The sequence below is a fragment of the Thermophilibacter mediterraneus genome (assembly GCF_900119385.1).
Lineage (GTDB): Bacteria > Actinomycetota > Coriobacteriia > Coriobacteriales > Atopobiaceae > Thermophilibacter > Thermophilibacter mediterraneus.
Genome location: NZ_FPKO01000007.1, coordinates 308,211 through 323,557 on the forward strand (window position 1 = coordinate 308,211; position 15,347 = coordinate 323,557).

Below are 15,347 nucleotides of genomic sequence, written 5' to 3' on the forward strand. Positions count from 1 at the left end.
CCGGTGACGGGCGCGCAGCCCGACGCGGGCCCGTCCGATGCTGCCGCGCCGACGCCCGCCGAGGAGCGCCGCAGCTGGGGGCCCGTCATGGGGACCGAGCTGCCCCGCCGCCAGCACCCCACGACCTCCAGGACCCCGGACGAGATCCTCGACGCCTGGTACGCCGCCGTGAAGAAGCGCGAGGCCAGGCGCGAGTCCTCCCAGACCATCGGCATCTTCGGCGGCCGCGCGGCGGGCGCGGACGACTACGAGCTCACCACCGCCTCGCGCCTCGCGCGAATCGGCGAGATGGTCAAGATCGTCCGGCGCTACGACATCTTCCACGGCCTCACGCCGAAGGGGCTGCGACGCATGCTCGAGGAGCTGGGGCCCACCTTCGTCAAGGCGGGCCAGATCCTCTCCATGCGCTCCGAGATCCTGCCCGAGAGCTTCACCCGGGAGCTCGGCAAGCTCCGCACGAGCGTGGAGCCCATGGACCGCGACACGGTGATCGACGCCCTGCGCGCCGAGTACGAGACGCCGCTCGAGGAGATCTTCGACGCGATCGACGACCGCCCGCTGGGGTCGGCCTCGGTGGCGCAGGTCCACAAGGCCCGGCTGGTCTCGGGCGACATGGTGGCCGTCAAGGTCCAGCGCCCGCACGTCAAGGAGATCATGGCGCAGGACATCTCCATCATCCGCTCGCTCGCGCGCTACGCGAGCCGCTTCATGGGCGAGGACCAGTTCATCGACCTGCAGTCCGTGGTGGACGAGCTCTGGCAGTCCTTCCGCGAGGAGACGGACTTCCTCGTGGAGGCGAGGAGCCTCGAGGAGTTCCGCCGCAACAACGCAGACTGCCGCTTCATCGACTGCCCCAAGCCCTATCCCGCGCTCTGCACGAGCCGCGTCGTGGTCATGGACTTCGTCGAGGGCATCCCCATCAACGACACGGCGCGGCTCGTGGCGCAGGGCTACGACCTCGCCGAGATCGGCACCAAGCTCGCGGACAACTACACCACCCAGATGCTCGACGACGGCTTCTTCCACGCGGACCCGCACCCGGGCAACCTCGTGATCCGCGACGGCAAGATCGTCTACCTGGACCTCGGCATCATGGGACGGCTCTCCGCGCACGACCGCCGGGCCGTGAGCGACATCGTGCTCGCCGTGGGGCGGCGCGACTCGGCCGCGCTCGCCGACGGCCTCATGCGCTTCTCGGTCTCCAGCGTCGCCGACGTCGACCAGGCGCACCTGCTCGCGGACCTCGATGCCATCGTCGCGGACTACGGCACCGCCGACCTGTCGGAGCTCGACATCGGTGCCTTCATGAACGCCGTCATATCCATGGCGCAGAAGAACGGCATCGAGCTTCCCGGCACGATCACCATGCTCGCGCGCTCGCTCGTGACGCTCGAGGGCGTGGTGCACGACCTCCTGCCCGACGCCTCCATCGTGGGCATCATCCAGAGCCACGTGCGCGCCCACACGGCGATCGACGACCTCGCCGCCGACGAGCTCAGGCGCCTCGCGCGCGAGACCGTCGCCGCGACGCACGGCCTGCTCGGCGCGGCGGGGGAGCTGGGCCTCGCCATGCGGATGCTCACGCGCGGGCAGCTCCGCGTGAACCTGGACCTCGCCGGCACGGAGGACCCGCTCGAGGACGTCTCGCGCATCGCCAACCGCCTCACGATGAGCGTGATCGTGGCGGGCCTCTTCATCGGCTCGTCCGTGGTCTACTACGCGCGCATCCAGCCGGTCATCTTCGGCATCCCGATCATCGGCTTCATCGGGTACCTCGTCGCCTTCGTGCTCGGCGTCTGGGTCGCCCACGACGTCCTGCGCGAGAGCCGCCGGCGCCGCCGGCGCTAGGGACGCGGCTCGACGCGGGACCGGCAGCCAGGAATGCCGGGCGATTGGGTATTGAGCGGGCCCGGCGCGGGCCCCTGCGGCGCGCGTTGGCAAGGTATCCGGGCGATTGGGTAGCATGTTTGATGCTGAGCCCGCGCTCCCGGGTCGCGCCGAATTTTCTCGATGCTCTGACCTGCGGATTTCCTTGCCCGTACATCGCGCAAGCTCGCCGAGTGCGTGCTCAACATCAAATGTGCTACCCAATCGCCCGGGGTTTCGTCCAAATCGGCTCATCCGGGAATCCCCGGGCCCGGCACGCGGCCTGCCGGGCACCCGACCGGCGCGGGCCCCGACCCCGCGAGCGGACGCCCCCGGATAATTCGCGGGTCCGTGCAAGGATTTCGCCCCCTGAGTCGTGTCTGTCATGAGGGGGCCGGGGCGGGCCCGGCGCCCCCGCGGACAGGAGGGTGATGATGAAGAGAAGGACGATGGTCTCGCTCGCGATCGCCGCGCTCGCGGTCGTGGGGCTCGGCGCCGCGTCCTCAGCCCCTGCCCCGCGCCCTGCCGACGGCGGCCCCGGCGGCGGCGATGGCGAGCGCGAAGAGCAGGACCAGCCCGCACGACGTCGCGACCTCGGCCAGCAGCGCCTCGCTCGGCCCCGGGGCGGCGTAGACGCAGCCGAGCGCGCTCACGACCCACCAGACGGGGGTGAGCCTGCCCACCGCCGCCACCGCCGCGCCCATGCTGGCCTGCTGGACCCAGGTGCCGCCGAGAAAAGACAGCACCATGGAGGAGATGTTGCCGGCGGCGTGGATGACGTCGCCGCTCGACCCGAGCTCCCAGAGCAGGTAGCCGAAGGCGGCGCCGACGATGGAGAGCGCGAGCAGGGGCAGCTGGGCGAGGAGCACGAGCGCGCCGTCCACGCCGGCGAGCTCCCCCCGGCACCAGAGGATCCCGAGCGCGCCGAGCGCCGCCCACACGAAGACCGCCACGGCGAGGCAGGCGAGCACGACCTGCGCCCCCCACGACGCGGTGCCGAGCGGCGCCACGAGCAGGCGCTGGCGCGCCGCCTGGTCGCGCCCGAGCGAGCGCAGCCCGCTCGCGACGAGGATCCCCACGCCGCCGAACAGCGCGTAGGTCGAGAACTGCATGAAGACGAGATAGCCGGTCGGGAGCCCCGTGGCCTCGGTCTGGATGAGGTCGACCTCCGTGCGCGCCTGCCGCGCCTCGCCCGCCCACGCCACTGCCTCCTCGACGCTCGCGCCCGCCTCGGCGAGCAGGGCGAAGAGCTGCTGCGCATAGGCCCTCACGCGCTCGTCCATGAGAATCGCGGAGGTCTCCCGGTAGCTCGTCACGGTCTCGAGGACGGGCATCTCGGCCCCGTCGCGCGCGGCGGCCACGAGCGCCTCCCCGTAGCCCTCGGGGATGACGAGCACGTAGCTCGCCAGGTCCTTCGCCGCCGCGTCCTGGAGGGCGTAGGGGGTGTCGGGGAGCTCGACCTCCTCGCCGCCGTCCCGCACGAGGCCGGCGATGGCGCGGGAGAGCTCCGAGTCGTCGCGGTCGATCACGGCGACGGTCGGGCTCGACGACTCGTACCCCTCCGAGGGGGAGCCCACCGAGGACGCCATGAGGAACCCGAAGCACGCGAGCATGCCCACGTAGAGCAGGATGAGGTAGCGGTGGCGCAGGACCACGCGCCCGACGAGCCTAAAGACGTGCATAGCGCTGCCTCCTCATGAACAGGGCCGCGATGACGAGAAGAGCGGCGGACACGGCGACGAGCGACGCGACCGACGCGGCGAAGGGCCCGAGCGAGTCGTAGAACGTGAGTCGGTAGAACGCCTCGCCCGCCTGTGCCGCGGGGTTGATGGCCTGGACCCAGGGAAGGTTGGCCCACAGCCAGTCGGAGAGCTCGAGCGAGGGCGTGCCGAAGAGGCCCGCCGGCAGCGAGAGCCCCATCGTGAGGATGGTGAGCAGGGTGTCCTTCGCCTGCGTCGCGATGCCGGGCAGCGCCCCCATGGCGGCGCCGATGGCGCAGCTCACGAGCGCGCACGCGGCGCAGGCGAGCGCGGCGAGGCCCTCCCGGCCGCCGAGGGGGACGCCCACCACGAACCGGATGAAGGCGAGGGCGACGAGCTGGCAGGCGAGGCACACGAGCCACGAGGCGAGGAGCGCGGTGGCGAGCTGGAGGGCGGGGCGGGTGGCGCCGACCTGGCGCCGGGCGCCCACCTCGGAGCCGTCGGCGCGCTTTGAGGTGACGAGCAGGAGCGCCACCTGCGCGCCCATGAGGCTCGAGAACCCGAGCATTGCGTAGTAGTAGCGCTGGAACTCCCCGGACTCGGCGCGCAGGACGGAGAGGCGCTCGGTGAGGACGTCGTCGCCGGCGAGGGCCTGCGCGAGCGCCTCGGCGGCTCCCGGGGACGCCAGCGCCGCCGGGTCCCTCTCGGCGACGGTGGCGAGCGTCGCCGCGACCTGCTGGTAGCGGTCGAGCACGAGCTGGACGACGGCCTGTGAGACGGTGCCGGAGTCCTGCGGGGAGACCAGCATGCGCGGCGAGCCGTCGTCGCCCACGGTGACGTAGGCGCAGACGTCGCCGGCGAGCACGGCGTCCTCCGCGTCCCCCTCGTTGGCGTAGCGCCGCACCGTGAGCAGGGGGTCGTCACCCTCCGCGAGGGCGTCGAGCGCCTCGGAGAGGGCCTCGGCGCCGGGGCTCTCGACGAGGCCGACCTCCGCGCTCGCGCCCGCGCCGGAGGAGTAGTCGCCGAAGACGAACATGAAGATCGTCGCGAGGATGATGGGGAAGGCCATCACCCAGATGACGATCCCTCGGTTGCGCAGGACCTGGGTGAGGTCCGCCCTGAGAAGAGCAGGCATCGCGCACCCCCTAGTCGCGCAGCTCGCGGCCGCAGAGCTCGAGAAAGACGTCGTTGAGCGTGGGCGGCTCCGACCAGACGCGGCCGGGGCGCTCGCCTGACGCCTCGAGGGCGCCGAGCACGTCGAGGAGCGCGTGCGGCGCCGGGGCGCAGTCGACGCGCAGCTCGCCGTCGGCGTACGAGGCGCGCCGGACGCACTCGAGCTCGCGCAGCCCCGAGAGCGTCCCCTCGGACGGGGGAGCGAGCTCGACCACGATCTTCTCGCCCACGTCGATGAGGCGCTTGAGCTCGTCGGGGGACCCCTCGGCGACGGAGCGCCCCGCGTCCATGATCATGACGCGCCCGCAGATCCGCTCGACCTCGTCCATGTAGTGGCTCGTGTAGACCACGGTCGCCCCCTCGTCGCGCAGCCTCAGGATGCCGTCCAGGATGGCGTTTCTGCTCTGCGGGTCAACGGCGACGGTCGGCTCGTCGAGGAAGAGCAGCTCGGGACGGTGCGCGATGCCGCAGGCGATGTTGAGGCGGCGGAGCAGGCCGCCCGACAGCCGGCGCGGGCGCTGGCGCGCGTGGTCGGTGAGGCCCACGAAGTCGAGCGCCTCGTCGACCAGGCGACGTCGCTCGCGACGGTCCCTCACGTAGAGGGCGCAGAAGGCGTCGACGTTCTCGCGCACGGTGAGCTCGTCGAGGACCGCGACCTGCTGCGGGACCACGCCGACGCGCGCCTTGAGGTCGAAGCGCGTCGGGGACATGGGCTCGCCGAAGAGCTCGATGGAGCCCCGGTCGTAGGTGAGCAGCTGCAGCATGCAGTTGATGGCCGTGGTCTTGCCGCAGCCGTTGGGGCCGAGCAGGCCGAAGATCTCGCCGCGGGCGATGCGCAGGTCGAGGTGGTCGAGCGCGAGGGTGTCGCCGTAGCGCTTCACGAGCCCGCTCACCGAGACGATCTCTTGCATGGTGCTCCCTTCTCCTGGGCGTGACCCAAGCCTAGGCGAGCCCCGCGGCGCCGGGAAGTGAGTTTTGTCACGGGTCCGCGGGCGTGCCGCTGCCCTACACTGGTCCCATGGAGAGGATCGCGGACAAGCTCGTCGTGCTTTCGTGCTGCGTGGCGCCGCTCGCGCTCGTCGGGGTGAACCCGCAGAGCGTGGGCATGCTGCTCGTGGCGCTGAGCTGCGCCTTTCTCGCCGAGGTTCTGCCACCTCGCGCGGCCGGCGCGCTGGCGGCGACGTACTTCCCCGTTGCCCTCGCGCTCCCCGCGGGCGTCGTCTTCGCGGCGCTTCCGGCATACGAGCTCGCCCGCCGCGCCCCCGCACTCCTCGTCCCCGCGGCGCTGGTTCCGCTCGCGGCGGGCTGGTCGGGCGCGCTGTCACCGGTCGTCGTGGTCGCGGCGCTTTTCGCCTGCGCGGCGTCGGCCGCGCTCGCGCGCCGCACCGACCGCACGGTCGCCGACCGCGCGGCAAACCGCACGCGCGCCGACGAGCTGCGGGAGCGCGAGCTCGCCCTCGAGGCGCGCAACCGGGACCTCCTCGACGCGCGCGACTACGAGGTGCGCCTCGCGACCCTCTCGGAGCGTGCGCGCATCGCCCGCGAGATCCACGACAACGTCGGGCACCTGCTCACGCGCGCCGTCGTGCAGGCCGAGGCGTATCGCGTGGCGCATGCCGGCGACCCGGTCGAGAAGGACCTCGCAGCCGTCGCGGGGACCGTGCGCGAGGCGCTCGACGAGGTTCGCGCGAGCGTGCACGACCTGCGCGACGACGCCTCCGACCTCGCCGTCCAGCTGCGCGACGAGGTCGGGCGGGCCTGCGCGGGGACGCGCCTTTCGGCGGACGTGCGCGCGGAGGCGTCGGACGCCCCCGCGGCGGTGACCTCGTGCCTGCTCGCGGTCGCGCGCGAGGCCGTGTCCAACGTGCTGCGCCACTCCGACGCGCGGCGCGTCCGCGTCGAGCTCGTCGAGCACCCGGGCCTCTGGAGGCTCACGGTGGAGGACGACGGGGCGGCGGCGGGGCGCCCCGACGGGAAGGCGGCCCGCGAGGGCTCGGGCATGGGGCTCGCCTCCATGGACGAGCGCGTGCGGGCGCTCGGCGGCACGTTCCGCGCGGGGCCGGGGGCGCGAGGGGGCTGGACGGTCTTCGCGAGCGTGCCGCGGTGCGGCGAGGGGGCTCGCACGAGCGGAGGGAGGAGCGCATGAGGGTCGTCATCGCCGACGACGACGCCGTGGTGGCGTCGTCGCTCGAGGTCGTGCTCGACGCCCAGCCCGACATCGAGGTCGTGGGGACGGCGGCCGACGGCGCCGGTGCCGTCGGCCTCGTCGAGAGGACCCGACCCGACGTCGTTCTTCTCGACATCCAGATGCCGGGGACGGACGGCCTCGTCGCGGCGGAGAGAATCCTCGCCGCCCCCGACCCCCCGCGCGTGGTGTTTCTCACCACGTTCTCGGATGACGAGTACATCGTGCGCGCCCTCGCCCTTGGCGCCGCGGGCTATCTCATCAAGCAGGACGTGGCGGGCGTCGCCCCGGCGCTGCGCACGGTCATGGCAGGGCGCAGCGTCCTGGAGGGCGAGGTGCTCGAGCGGGCCGTGTCGCTGGGCGACGCCGGCGCCCGCCGCGTCGCCGCACCGGACCTGCGCGCCACGTTCCCCCAGCTCACGGACCGCGAGCGCGAGGTCGTGGCGCTCATCGCCGACGGTCTTGACAACCGCGAGGTGGCGGCGGCCGCATACATGGGGGAGGGCACCGTGAGAAACCACATCAGCTCGATCCTCGCCAAGCTGGGCCTTCGCAACCGCACGCAGATCGCCGTCGCCTACTGGCGCGCGCTCAGGTAGGCGACGGCTGGTGGCGCCGCGTTCGGCGGCTAGAACTCGAACTCGTAGTGGGCCTCCCAGCCCACGCCGTCCTCGGTCGAGCTGCACCCTCCCAGAAAGGCGCACCCGCCCACAAGGGCGACGAGCGCGATCACGACTCCAAGGCGCCTCACGGCCCCTCCCTTCGCCTCAAGATCCTGTCGGCACCAAGATAGGGCAAGGGGGCGGAGGGGAGCCCGGGCCGCCACGAACGTCGCCGTGGGCGTCTCGGGCGTCGGCGCCCGGTGCCCGCGGCGCTACAGGCTCCGCTCCATCGGGATCGCGACGTAGCGCGGCGTGACCGCGGGCCTCCCCGTGGGCGCGAAGCCGAGCCTGGACCAGAACCTGCGCGCCGGCTCGTTCCCCTCGATGCAGGCGAGGCGCACGCGCGAGAAGCCCTCGCGCCGCAGCCGGTCGAGGGCGCCGCCCGCGACCCTGCCCCCGATCCCCCGCCCGCGTCGCGCGCCGTCCACCATGAGGAGCCCGATGTAGGCGCTCTCCTCGTCGGGGTAGCCCCGGACGAGGTCGAGCGCCGCGACGAGCGCGCCGGCGTCGAAGTACCCGATAAACGTCTTCTGGTCGCCCCTGCACCCCGGCGGGAGCTCGCGCAGCGTCCGGGCGAGGTTCGCGAGGGTGGGAGGCTCGCCGTAGTGCCCGTAGTAGTCGGGGTTGCTCTCGCAGAGGGCGAGCAGGTCGGGGAGGTCGGCGTCGCTGAGCGCGCGCGGGACGAGCGGGGCGAGGTCGACCACCCGAACGGGCGACCCGTGGGCGCGCAGGAGGGCGATGAGGTCGCCGGTGGCGAGAAGGACCGTGGCCCTGTTGTCACAGGGGTGAACCGTCACGCGCCCGGCGTCGACGAGCGCCCGGTCGAGGGCGACCGTGACGCGCCGCGCGGCGTCGTTGAGCGCCCCGAGCGGGGTCACCGAGCCCGGGGCGAGGCCGAGCATGGAGCCCAGGTCCCCCTCGCTCGCGAAGGAGAGCCTCCGCGAGCCCAGGCACCACTGGACCTCCCGCAGGGAGACGTCCCTGTCGTCAGGGAGGCAGACGAGGTAGTGGGCACGGTGCCGGTCGTCGCGCAGGAAGAGGTTCTTGGCGGCGAGCTCCGGGTGGGGGATGCCCGCCGCGCGCGCCTGCTCGACGGTGCGGACCGCCTCGTGCTCGTAGAGCTCGTAGGCGATCCCCGACCGGTCGAGGAGCTCGAGCGTCTCCGCCTTGCCTCGCATGTCGCCCCCCTCGCCCTAGTAGCCCATCTCGGCGAGCGTCTCCTCGTCGTTCCCGAAGTAGTGGCCGACCTCGTGGATCACGGTGCGGCGTATCTCGTCCCTCAGGGCGGCCTCCCCGAGCTCCTCGAAGCAGCGCTCGTGCGGCCCCTTGAAGATGGTTATGACGTCGGGCAGCTCCCCGGTGCCGTAGAAGCTGTCGCGCTCGGTCAGGGGCGTGCCGTCGTACAGGCCGAGCAGCTCGTCGTCGGAAAACGAGGCGTTGTCGTCCCCCGACCCGGAGAGCTCCTCCTCGGTCGGCTCGTCCTCCACGGCAAAGATCACGTTGTCGAGCTGCTCCCAGAACCGCTCGGGAATCGTGTCAAGCGCGTCCTCGACGGCGCGCTCGAACTGCTCGTCGGTCATGGCCCCTCCCTCCCGTCGTCGCGCCCCGCCGGGGCGCCGTCGCCATTCGCGCACCTCCACTCTACGATGCCCGGCGCCGACGGTCGAGCGACGCACGCGAGCGGCGTGCCGCGAGGCACTTTCGGAATTGCGAGTTAGAAAGTCGCAATTTGGGCAGAAGAGGAGTAGGCCGGCGCCCGCGCCACACGGCAGGCGGGGCGGCCCAACCAAGGAGAGAACATGCAACGATACGACTCGAGCTTCGACCACGTCGGCGACTTCGTCACGCGCTGGAACGCCGAGGTGCGCCGCACGCGCGCGCTCACCATCTGCCTCGGCGCGCTGATCGCGCTCGCGGGCGTGGCGAGCCTGGTCTCGCCCTTCAGCCTCTACGCGGTCATCCAGGCGGGCATCGCGGTGGCGCTCGTCGCGGGCGGCGCGGCGGGAATCGCGGCCTACGTCCGCACGCCGGAGCTCTTCCGCAGCCCCGTCACGCTCGTCACCGGCGTCCTCAACGCGGTGCTCGGCGTCATGGTGCTCACGCTCCCGGCGTACCTCACGGCGGGCACGCTCGCCTTCCTGCTCGCCTTCCTGTTCATCGCGTCCGGCGCGGAGCGCCTCTCGACCGCGCACCGCATGCGCTACTTCGGCATCGAGGGGTCCGGGGCATCGACGGCGACGGGCGTCGTCAACATCGTGGCGGGCGCCGCCTTCCTGCTCATGCCGCTCTTCTCGAGCCTGGTGCTCGGCTACCTCATGGCGGCCTACCTCGTCGTCGCCGGGGCGAGCCTTATCGTCGACGGCATCGCGATGAGGCAGATCAGGAGGTGAGCAGTCGCGTAGAATGAGTCCGAGGGGCGGGCCTCCTTCCCGCCCCCTGCCGCGAGAGGGGGCCAAAGATGGCTGACGTGCGCAAGGAGCTCGCCAGCGTGCTGCGAGAGGGGGAGGAGACGGTGGAGCGCCGCCTCGACGACTTCCTCGCGGACCCGGACGACGTGGAGACCGTCCATCGCCTTCGCATCTCCATCCGGACGCTGCGGAGCCTGCTCGCCTTTGTCTCGCCGCTGCTCAAGCGCAGGCGCCATCGCCTGCTCCAGGACGACCTGCGCTCCGTCGTGATAGAGACCTCGCGCCTGCGCGAGTACGACGTCTTGCTCCGTCAGGTTCGCGCGCTCGAGGTGCCGTGCGGGGAGCTCGCCGAGAAGATCGTGGAGCTCCGGGAGCTCGAGCGAAACCACGTGGTCGACGTCATGCGCGGCCGGCACACGCGTCGGGCGCTGCGCCGCGTGCGCAAGGTCCTCGCCCGGCCTCCCTGGAGGGACTCGGTGCGAGGGGACGGGGTGACGCGGGCGGACGTGCGGGCGACCTTTCGGGACCTCGTGCGCGTCGTGGACGAGGGCTACGAGAGCGTGGACCGGGCGGACGCAGACGCCGTGCACACCCTGAGAAAGCGCGCCAAGCGCGTGCGCTACGTGAGCGAGAGCTTCGCCGGGCTCCTGGGCGATGGCGCGGCGGCGGAGGGCCGTCGCATGAAGGGCGTCCAGGACCTTCTTGGCGACATCTGCGACGCGCGCGTGAACGCGACGATGGCGGGGGAGTTTCCCGCGGGGGGACTCTCGGACGAGGCGAGGCGCGCCCTCGAGGTCCTCATCGCACGCAACCAGGCGCTTCTGGACGAGTTTCTCGCCGGCTGACGGGCCGCTGGCGGCGCCCGCCGACAGGAGCCACGTCGCCCCGGCGACTGGGCGAGGCCGCCCGCCGACGCTCCGAAGAGAAGCTCCGCGAAGCGCGCTTCTCGAGGGAACGTCAGCGGGCGGCCTCCGCTCGCACGAGGATGTCGGCTACTCGAGCTCGAAGGCCCCCGTGTAGAGCTGGTAGTACGTTCCGCGCTTTGCGATGAGCTCCTCGTGCGTCCCGCGCTCGATGATGCGGCCGTGGTCGAGCACGATGATGACGTCGGAGTTGCGCACGGTGGAGAGGCGGTGGGCGATGACGAAGGTGGTCCGCCCCGCCATCAGCGCGTCCATGCCGCGCTGGACGATGGCCTCGGTGCGGGTGTCGATCGAGGAGGTCGCCTCGTCGAGCACCATGACTGGGGGGTCGGCCACCGCGGCGCGCGCGATGGAGAGGAGCTGGCGCTGCCCCTGGGAGAGGTTGGTGCCGTTGTCGGTGAGCATCGTGTCGTAGCCGTCGGGGAGGCGGCGGATGAAGTCGTCGGCGCCGGCGAGCCGCGCGGCGGCCACGCACTCCTCGTCGGTGGCGTCGAGCCGGCCGTAGCGGATGTTGTCCATGACGGTGCCGGTGAACAGGTTCACGTCCTGGAGCACCACGCCGAGCGAGTGCCTCAGGTGCGGCTTCTTGATCTTGTTGATGTTGATGCCGTCGTAGCGGATCTTGCCGTCCTCGATGTCGTAGAAGCGGTTGAGCAGGTTCGTGATGGTGGTCTTGCCGGCGCCCGTGGCACCGACGAACGCCACCTTCTGGCCGGGCTTGGCGTAGAGCGAGACGTCATGGAGCACGGTGTGGCCCGGCTCGTAGGCGAAGTCGACGTCGAAGAGGCGCACGTCGCCGGCGAGCGGGGTGTACGTTACGGTGCCGTCCGCCTGATGGGGGTGCTTCCAGGCCCACTGGCCGGCCCAGTCTCCCGAGCGGCGGTCGCACTCGCGGACGGTGCCGTCGCGGTCGATCGTGCAGGCGACGAGCTCCACGTAGCCCTCGTCCTGCTCCACCGGCTCGTCGAGCAGCTCGAAGATGCGCTCGGCGCCGGCGAGGCCCATGACCACGGCGTTGACCTGGTTGGAGATCTGACCGATCTGGGCGGCGAACTGCTTGGTCATGTTGAGGAAGGGCACTCCCACCGCGATGGTGAGCCCCATCCCGGAGAGCGACGGGTTGGGCGCGCCGACGACCAGCAGCACGCCGATGGCCACGGCCACGATCACGTAGAGCAGGTTGCCCGAGTTCATGAGGATCGGCATGAGCGTGTTGGCATAGGAGTTCGCCGTGCACGCAGCCTCGCGGAACTCGTCGTTGAGCTCGTCGAAGGCCGCCTCGATCTGGCGCTCGTGCGAGAAGACCTTGACGACCTTCTCGCCGTTCATGACCTCCTCCACGAGGCCCTCGACGGCGGCGACCGCCCGCTGCGTGCGCAGGAAGTTCTTGGCCGAGCGTCCCGCCAGCGTCTTTCCGAGGAGCGCCATGACCGCGGCGCCTGCCACCACGACGAGCGTGAGCGGGAGGCTGTACCAGAGCATGATGCAGCCCACCGAGCAGAGCATGAGCATCGTGAGGAACAGCTGCGGCAGCGACTGGGCGATCATCTGGCGCATGGCGTCGATGTCGTTGGTGTAGTAGCTCATGACGTCGCCGTGCTGGTGCGTGTCGAAGTACCTGATGGGCAGGTCCTGCATGTGGTCGAACATGAGGCAGCGGAACTTCTTGAGCGAGCCCTGGGTGATGATCGCCATGCACTGCTGCCACACCGCGTTGCAGATGAGGCTCGCGAAGTAGAGGGCGGCGAGGATCGCCGCGTTGGCGAGGACCTGCGGCTGCGCCGTGGCCCAGTCTCCCGACTCCCAGGTCTGGCCCACCACGGTGAGGGCGCGCTCCATGAAGACGTTGGGCATGGCCTGGACGATGCACTGGACGAGGATGCAGCAGGCGACGGCGGGAAGCATGACCGGGTAGAAGCCGCGCATCATCCTGAGGACGCGCAGCGCCGTCTTCCCCATGGACTTGGGCGCCCGCCCGCGATGCGTGTTGCTACTCATGAGCGCTCACCTCCAGCTCGTCGAGCTGACGCTCGTCGTGGCTCTGCTTGTTCTGCGAGAGGTAGACCTCGCGGTAGATTGCGTTTCTGCGCAGGAGCTCCTCGTGGGTCCCGATGTCGTCGATCGTGCCGGAGTCCATGACCACGATGCGGTCGGCGTCCTCCACGCTCGAGGTGCGCTGCGCGATGATGATCTTGGTGGTCTCGGGCAGGTAGCTGCGGAAGCCCTCGCGGATGAGGCGGTCGGTCTTGGTGTCGACCGCGCTCGTCGAGTCGTCGAGGATGAGGATCTTCGGGTTCTTGAGCAGGGCGCGCGCGATGCACAGGCGCTGCTTCTGACCGCCGGAGACGTTGGTGCCGCCCTGCTCGATGTAGGTGTCGTACCCCTTGGGGAAGGCCCGGACGAACTCGTCGGCCTGCGCCAGCCGCGCGGCCTCGACGACCTCCTCGTCGGTGGCGTGCTCGTTGCCCCAGCGCAGGTTCTCGGCGATGGTCCCCGAGAAGAGCACGTTCTTCTGGAGCACCATCGCGACGGAGTCGCGCAGCGTCTCGAGGTCGTAGTCGCGCACGTCGCGACCGCCCACGCGAACGGACCCCTCGGTGACGTCGTAGAGGCGCGGGACGAGCTGCACGAGGGAGGTCTTGGCCGAGCCCGTCGAGCCGATGACGCCGATGACCTCGCCGCTCTTGATGTGCAGGTCGATGTTCCTCAGGGCCTCGCGGTTCTTGTCGCCGCTGTAGGAGAAGCCCACGTGGTCGAAGTCGATCGAGCCGTCGGCGACCTCGAAGACGGGGTCGTCCGGCTGGTCGATGGTGGTCTTGGCGTCGAGCACCTCGTAGATGCGCCGCGCGTTCTCCTCGGACATGACCACCTGGGCGAAGATCATCGAGAGCATCATGAGCTGCATGAGCATCATGAAGCCGTAGGTGATGAGCGACGAGAACTGGCCCACGTCGAGCAGCTCGCCGCGGGTGGAGACGATCGCGTAGGAGCCCGCGTAGATCACGAAGACCATGACGGTGTAGACGCAGAAGTTCATGATCGGCGCGTTGAGGGCGAGGATGCGCTCCGCGTAGGTGAAGTCGTCCTGGACCTCGGTGGCTGCGCGGTCGTACTTCTGCTTCTCGTAGCTCTCGCGCACGTAGGACTTGACCACGCGAATCCCGGCGAGGTTCTCCTCGGCCCGCTCGTTGAGCGCGTCGTACTTGCGGAAGATGCGGCGGAAGACCGGTACGACCTTGCGGATCACGGCGAAGAGCGCGAGCGCGAGCACCGGGATGATCACCACGAAGACGAGCGCGAGCCACCCCGCCATGCTGTACGCCGCGACGAAGGCGAGCACGAGCATGAAGGGGGAGCGGATGGCCGTGCGGATGAGCATCATGTAGGCCATCTGGACGTTCATGACGTCGGTGGTGATGCGCGTCACGAGAGACGAGCTCGAGAAGCGGTCGATCACGGCGAACGAGAAGGTCTGGATGTTGTAGAACATGTCCTTTCGCAGGTTCCTGGCAAAGCCCGTCGAGGCCTTCGCGCACGTGAGGCCGGCGGCCGCGCCAAAGGCGAGCGAGACGAGCGCCATGAGGGCGAGCGTCGCCCCCGTGGAGACGATCTGGGCGAGGTCGGCGCCCGCCTTGATCGCGTCGATGAGGTCCGCCGTGTAGAGCGGGATCATGACCTCGAAGACCACCTCGCCGAGCACGAGCAGGGGAGTGACGACGGCCGCGGCCTTGAACTCCCTCACGCTCCCCACGAGCTTGCGGCCCACTGTGCCGTAGCCCACGTGCGACGCGGTCTTCACGAACCCCTCGTCGATGTCTGGCTTCTTGGGAAGAAGGCTCATCTCCCGTCCCCCTTCTCGGTCTCGTCGCCCTTCTCGTCCCTCGCCGCGCGACGGCGGCGCTCCTCGTCCTCGATCTGCTCCCAGCGCTCGGCGATGCGGTCGAGCGTCTCGAGGAGCCGCTCGCGCTCAGCGGGCTCGAGGACGTCGAAGGCGCGCGCCTCGAAGTCGGCCCGGGTGCGGACGAGCTCGTGGGCGCGGGCGGTGCCGGATGCCGTGAGCGTGACCGTGAGCTGGCGTCGGTCGGTCTCCGAGCGCTCGCGCGCGACGAGCCCCTCTGCCTCCAGCTTGGCGATGACCTCCGACAGCGAGGCGGACGTGATGCAGGAGGCCTCCTGGAGGTCGCGCTGCGTCATCTGTCCGTCGTGCGCCAGGAGCTCGACGAGGATGTGCTGCTTGCCGTTGCGGCCGCCCCAGTGCATGTGAAGGTAGTATCCGAAGTAGCCGAAGTCGCGCATGATGCGCGTCTCAGTCGTGACCGGCTTCGTCACGAGGGCCCCCTTTCTCCCGAAATCCACAAGAAACACTGTGAAGCCCCGGCGCGCAGGTGTCAAGGTACCATGCAAAACGGGGAGCTTCTCCGATCCGCGCG

General features: G+C 70.7%; 14 protein-coding genes. 5 read left to right on the forward strand and 9 right to left on the reverse strand.

The window, feature by feature from the left end:
* Nucleotides 1-3: 3 nt before the first annotated feature.
* Complete coding sequence (locus BQ7106_RS01330; protein WP_240307393.1) at nt 4-1,848, forward strand: ABC1 kinase family protein; 1,845 nt, start codon at nt 4-6, stop codon at nt 1,846-1,848.
* A gap of 521 nt (nt 1,849-2,369) precedes the next feature.
* Here BQ7106_RS01330 and BQ7106_RS01335 read toward each other — a convergent pair.
* From BQ7106_RS01335 to BQ7106_RS01345, 3 genes are read right to left on the reverse strand one after another with little or no spacing between them, the layout of a single operon-like run.
* Nucleotides 2,370-3,548: an ABC transporter permease gene (locus BQ7106_RS01335; RefSeq protein WP_072370098.1), complete on the reverse strand. Its 1,179-nt coding sequence runs from the start codon at nt 3,546-3,548 to the stop codon at nt 2,370-2,372.
* Nucleotides 3,535-4,701, reverse strand: a complete 1,167-nt coding sequence (locus tag BQ7106_RS01340; RefSeq protein ID WP_072370101.1) for an ABC transporter permease — start codon at nt 4,699-4,701, stop codon at nt 3,535-3,537. The genes BQ7106_RS01335 and BQ7106_RS01340 overlap by 14 nt, the downstream gene beginning before the upstream one ends.
* Before the next feature lie 10 nt (nt 4,702-4,711).
* The gene (locus BQ7106_RS01345; protein ID WP_072370103.1) at nt 4,712-5,650 is read right to left on the reverse strand and encodes an ABC transporter ATP-binding protein; all 939 of its coding nucleotides are present in this window, start codon (nt 5,648-5,650) and stop codon (nt 4,712-4,714) included.
* 83 nt (nt 5,651-5,733) lie between these two features.
* On the opposite strand from BQ7106_RS01345, the gene BQ7106_RS01350 reads away from it, so the two are divergent.
* Together BQ7106_RS01350 and BQ7106_RS01355 are read left to right on the forward strand one after the other, a co-directional pair.
* Complete coding sequence (locus tag BQ7106_RS01350; protein ID WP_083526825.1) at nt 5,734-6,885, forward strand: sensor histidine kinase; 1,152 nt, start codon at nt 5,734-5,736, stop codon at nt 6,883-6,885.
* Nucleotides 6,882-7,523 (forward strand): response regulator transcription factor, encoded by a 642-nt coding sequence (locus BQ7106_RS01355; RefSeq protein ID WP_072370106.1) that lies wholly within the window; start codon nt 6,882-6,884, stop codon nt 7,521-7,523. The genes BQ7106_RS01350 and BQ7106_RS01355 overlap by 4 nt, the downstream gene beginning before the upstream one ends.
* Nucleotides 7,524-7,552: 29 nt before the next feature.
* Here BQ7106_RS01355 and BQ7106_RS11330 read toward each other — a convergent pair whose 3' ends face one another.
* The 3 genes from BQ7106_RS11330 to BQ7106_RS01365 form a co-directional block, all read right to left on the reverse strand.
* Nucleotides 7,553-7,675, reverse strand: coding sequence for a hypothetical protein (locus BQ7106_RS11330; protein ID WP_273396689.1), 123 nt, complete (start codon nt 7,673-7,675; stop codon nt 7,553-7,555).
* Between the two features lie 123 nt (nt 7,676-7,798).
* On the reverse strand, nt 7,799-8,764 hold the full coding sequence (locus BQ7106_RS01360; protein WP_072370109.1) for a GNAT family N-acetyltransferase: 966 nt from the start codon (nt 8,762-8,764) through the stop codon (nt 7,799-7,801).
* Between the two features lie 15 nt (nt 8,765-8,779).
* Complete coding sequence (locus BQ7106_RS01365; RefSeq protein WP_072370112.1) at nt 8,780-9,166, reverse strand: metallopeptidase family protein; 387 nt, start codon at nt 9,164-9,166, stop codon at nt 8,780-8,782.
* A gap of 219 nt (nt 9,167-9,385) precedes the next feature.
* On the opposite strand from BQ7106_RS01365, the gene BQ7106_RS01370 reads away from it, so the two are divergent.
* Complete coding sequence (locus tag BQ7106_RS01370) at nt 9,386-9,976, forward strand: HdeD family acid-resistance protein (RefSeq protein WP_072370115.1); 591 nt, start codon at nt 9,386-9,388, stop codon at nt 9,974-9,976.
* A 68-nt stretch (nt 9,977-10,044) separates the two neighbouring features.
* On the forward strand, nt 10,045-10,839 hold the full coding sequence (locus BQ7106_RS01375; RefSeq protein WP_072370118.1) for a CHAD domain-containing protein: 795 nt from the start codon (nt 10,045-10,047) through the stop codon (nt 10,837-10,839).
* A 147-nt stretch (nt 10,840-10,986) separates the two neighbouring features.
* On the opposite strand, the gene BQ7106_RS01380 is transcribed toward BQ7106_RS01375, so the two are convergent.
* From BQ7106_RS01380 to BQ7106_RS01390, 3 genes are read right to left on the reverse strand one after another with little or no spacing between them, the layout of a single operon-like run.
* On the reverse strand, nt 10,987-12,915 hold the full coding sequence (locus tag BQ7106_RS01380; protein ID WP_072370121.1) for an ABC transporter ATP-binding protein: 1,929 nt from the start codon (nt 12,913-12,915) through the stop codon (nt 10,987-10,989).
* Entirely contained in the window at nt 12,908-14,758 is a 1,851-nt protein-coding gene (locus BQ7106_RS01385; protein ID WP_205407641.1) for an ABC transporter ATP-binding protein, read from the reverse strand. The genes BQ7106_RS01380 and BQ7106_RS01385 overlap by 8 nt, the downstream gene beginning before the upstream one ends.
* A complete protein-coding gene (locus BQ7106_RS01390; protein WP_240307394.1) occupies nt 14,755-15,246 on the reverse strand; it encodes a MarR family winged helix-turn-helix transcriptional regulator in 492 nt (163 codons plus the stop codon). The genes BQ7106_RS01385 and BQ7106_RS01390 overlap by 4 nt, the downstream gene beginning before the upstream one ends.
* Nucleotides 15,247-15,347 lie beyond the last annotated feature (101 nt).

What these genes read in the sequence shown, in the direction of transcription:
- BQ7106_RS01360 (WP_072370109.1), bottom strand. Translation starts at nt 8,764, where the DNA reads ATGCGAGGCAAGGCGGAGACGCTCGAGCTCCTCGACCGGTCGGGGATC.
- BQ7106_RS01340 (WP_072370101.1), bottom strand. Translation starts at nt 4,701, where the DNA reads ATGCCTGCTCTTCTCAGGGCGGACCTCACCCAGGTCCTGCGCAACCGA.
- BQ7106_RS01370 (WP_072370115.1), top strand. Translation starts at nt 9,386, where the DNA reads ATGCAACGATACGACTCGAGCTTCGACCACGTCGGCGACTTCGTCACG.
- BQ7106_RS01335 (WP_072370098.1), bottom strand. Translation starts at nt 3,548, where the DNA reads ATGCACGTCTTTAGGCTCGTCGGGCGCGTGGTCCTGCGCCACCGCTAC.
- BQ7106_RS01375 (WP_072370118.1), top strand. Translation starts at nt 10,045, where the DNA reads ATGGCTGACGTGCGCAAGGAGCTCGCCAGCGTGCTGCGAGAGGGGGAG.
- BQ7106_RS01385 (WP_205407641.1), bottom strand. Translation starts at nt 14,758, where the DNA reads ATGAGCCTTCTTCCCAAGAAGCCAGACATCGACGAGGGGTTCGTGAAG.
- BQ7106_RS01345 (WP_072370103.1), bottom strand. Translation starts at nt 5,650, where the DNA reads ATGCAAGAGATCGTCTCGGTGAGCGGGCTCGTGAAGCGCTACGGCGAC.
- BQ7106_RS01380 (WP_072370121.1), bottom strand. Translation starts at nt 12,915, where the DNA reads ATGAGTAGCAACACGCATCGCGGGCGGGCGCCCAAGTCCATGGGGAAG.
- BQ7106_RS01355 (WP_072370106.1), top strand. Translation starts at nt 6,882, where the DNA reads ATGAGGGTCGTCATCGCCGACGACGACGCCGTGGTGGCGTCGTCGCTC.
- BQ7106_RS01365 (WP_072370112.1), bottom strand. Translation starts at nt 9,166, where the DNA reads ATGACCGACGAGCAGTTCGAGCGCGCCGTCGAGGACGCGCTTGACACG.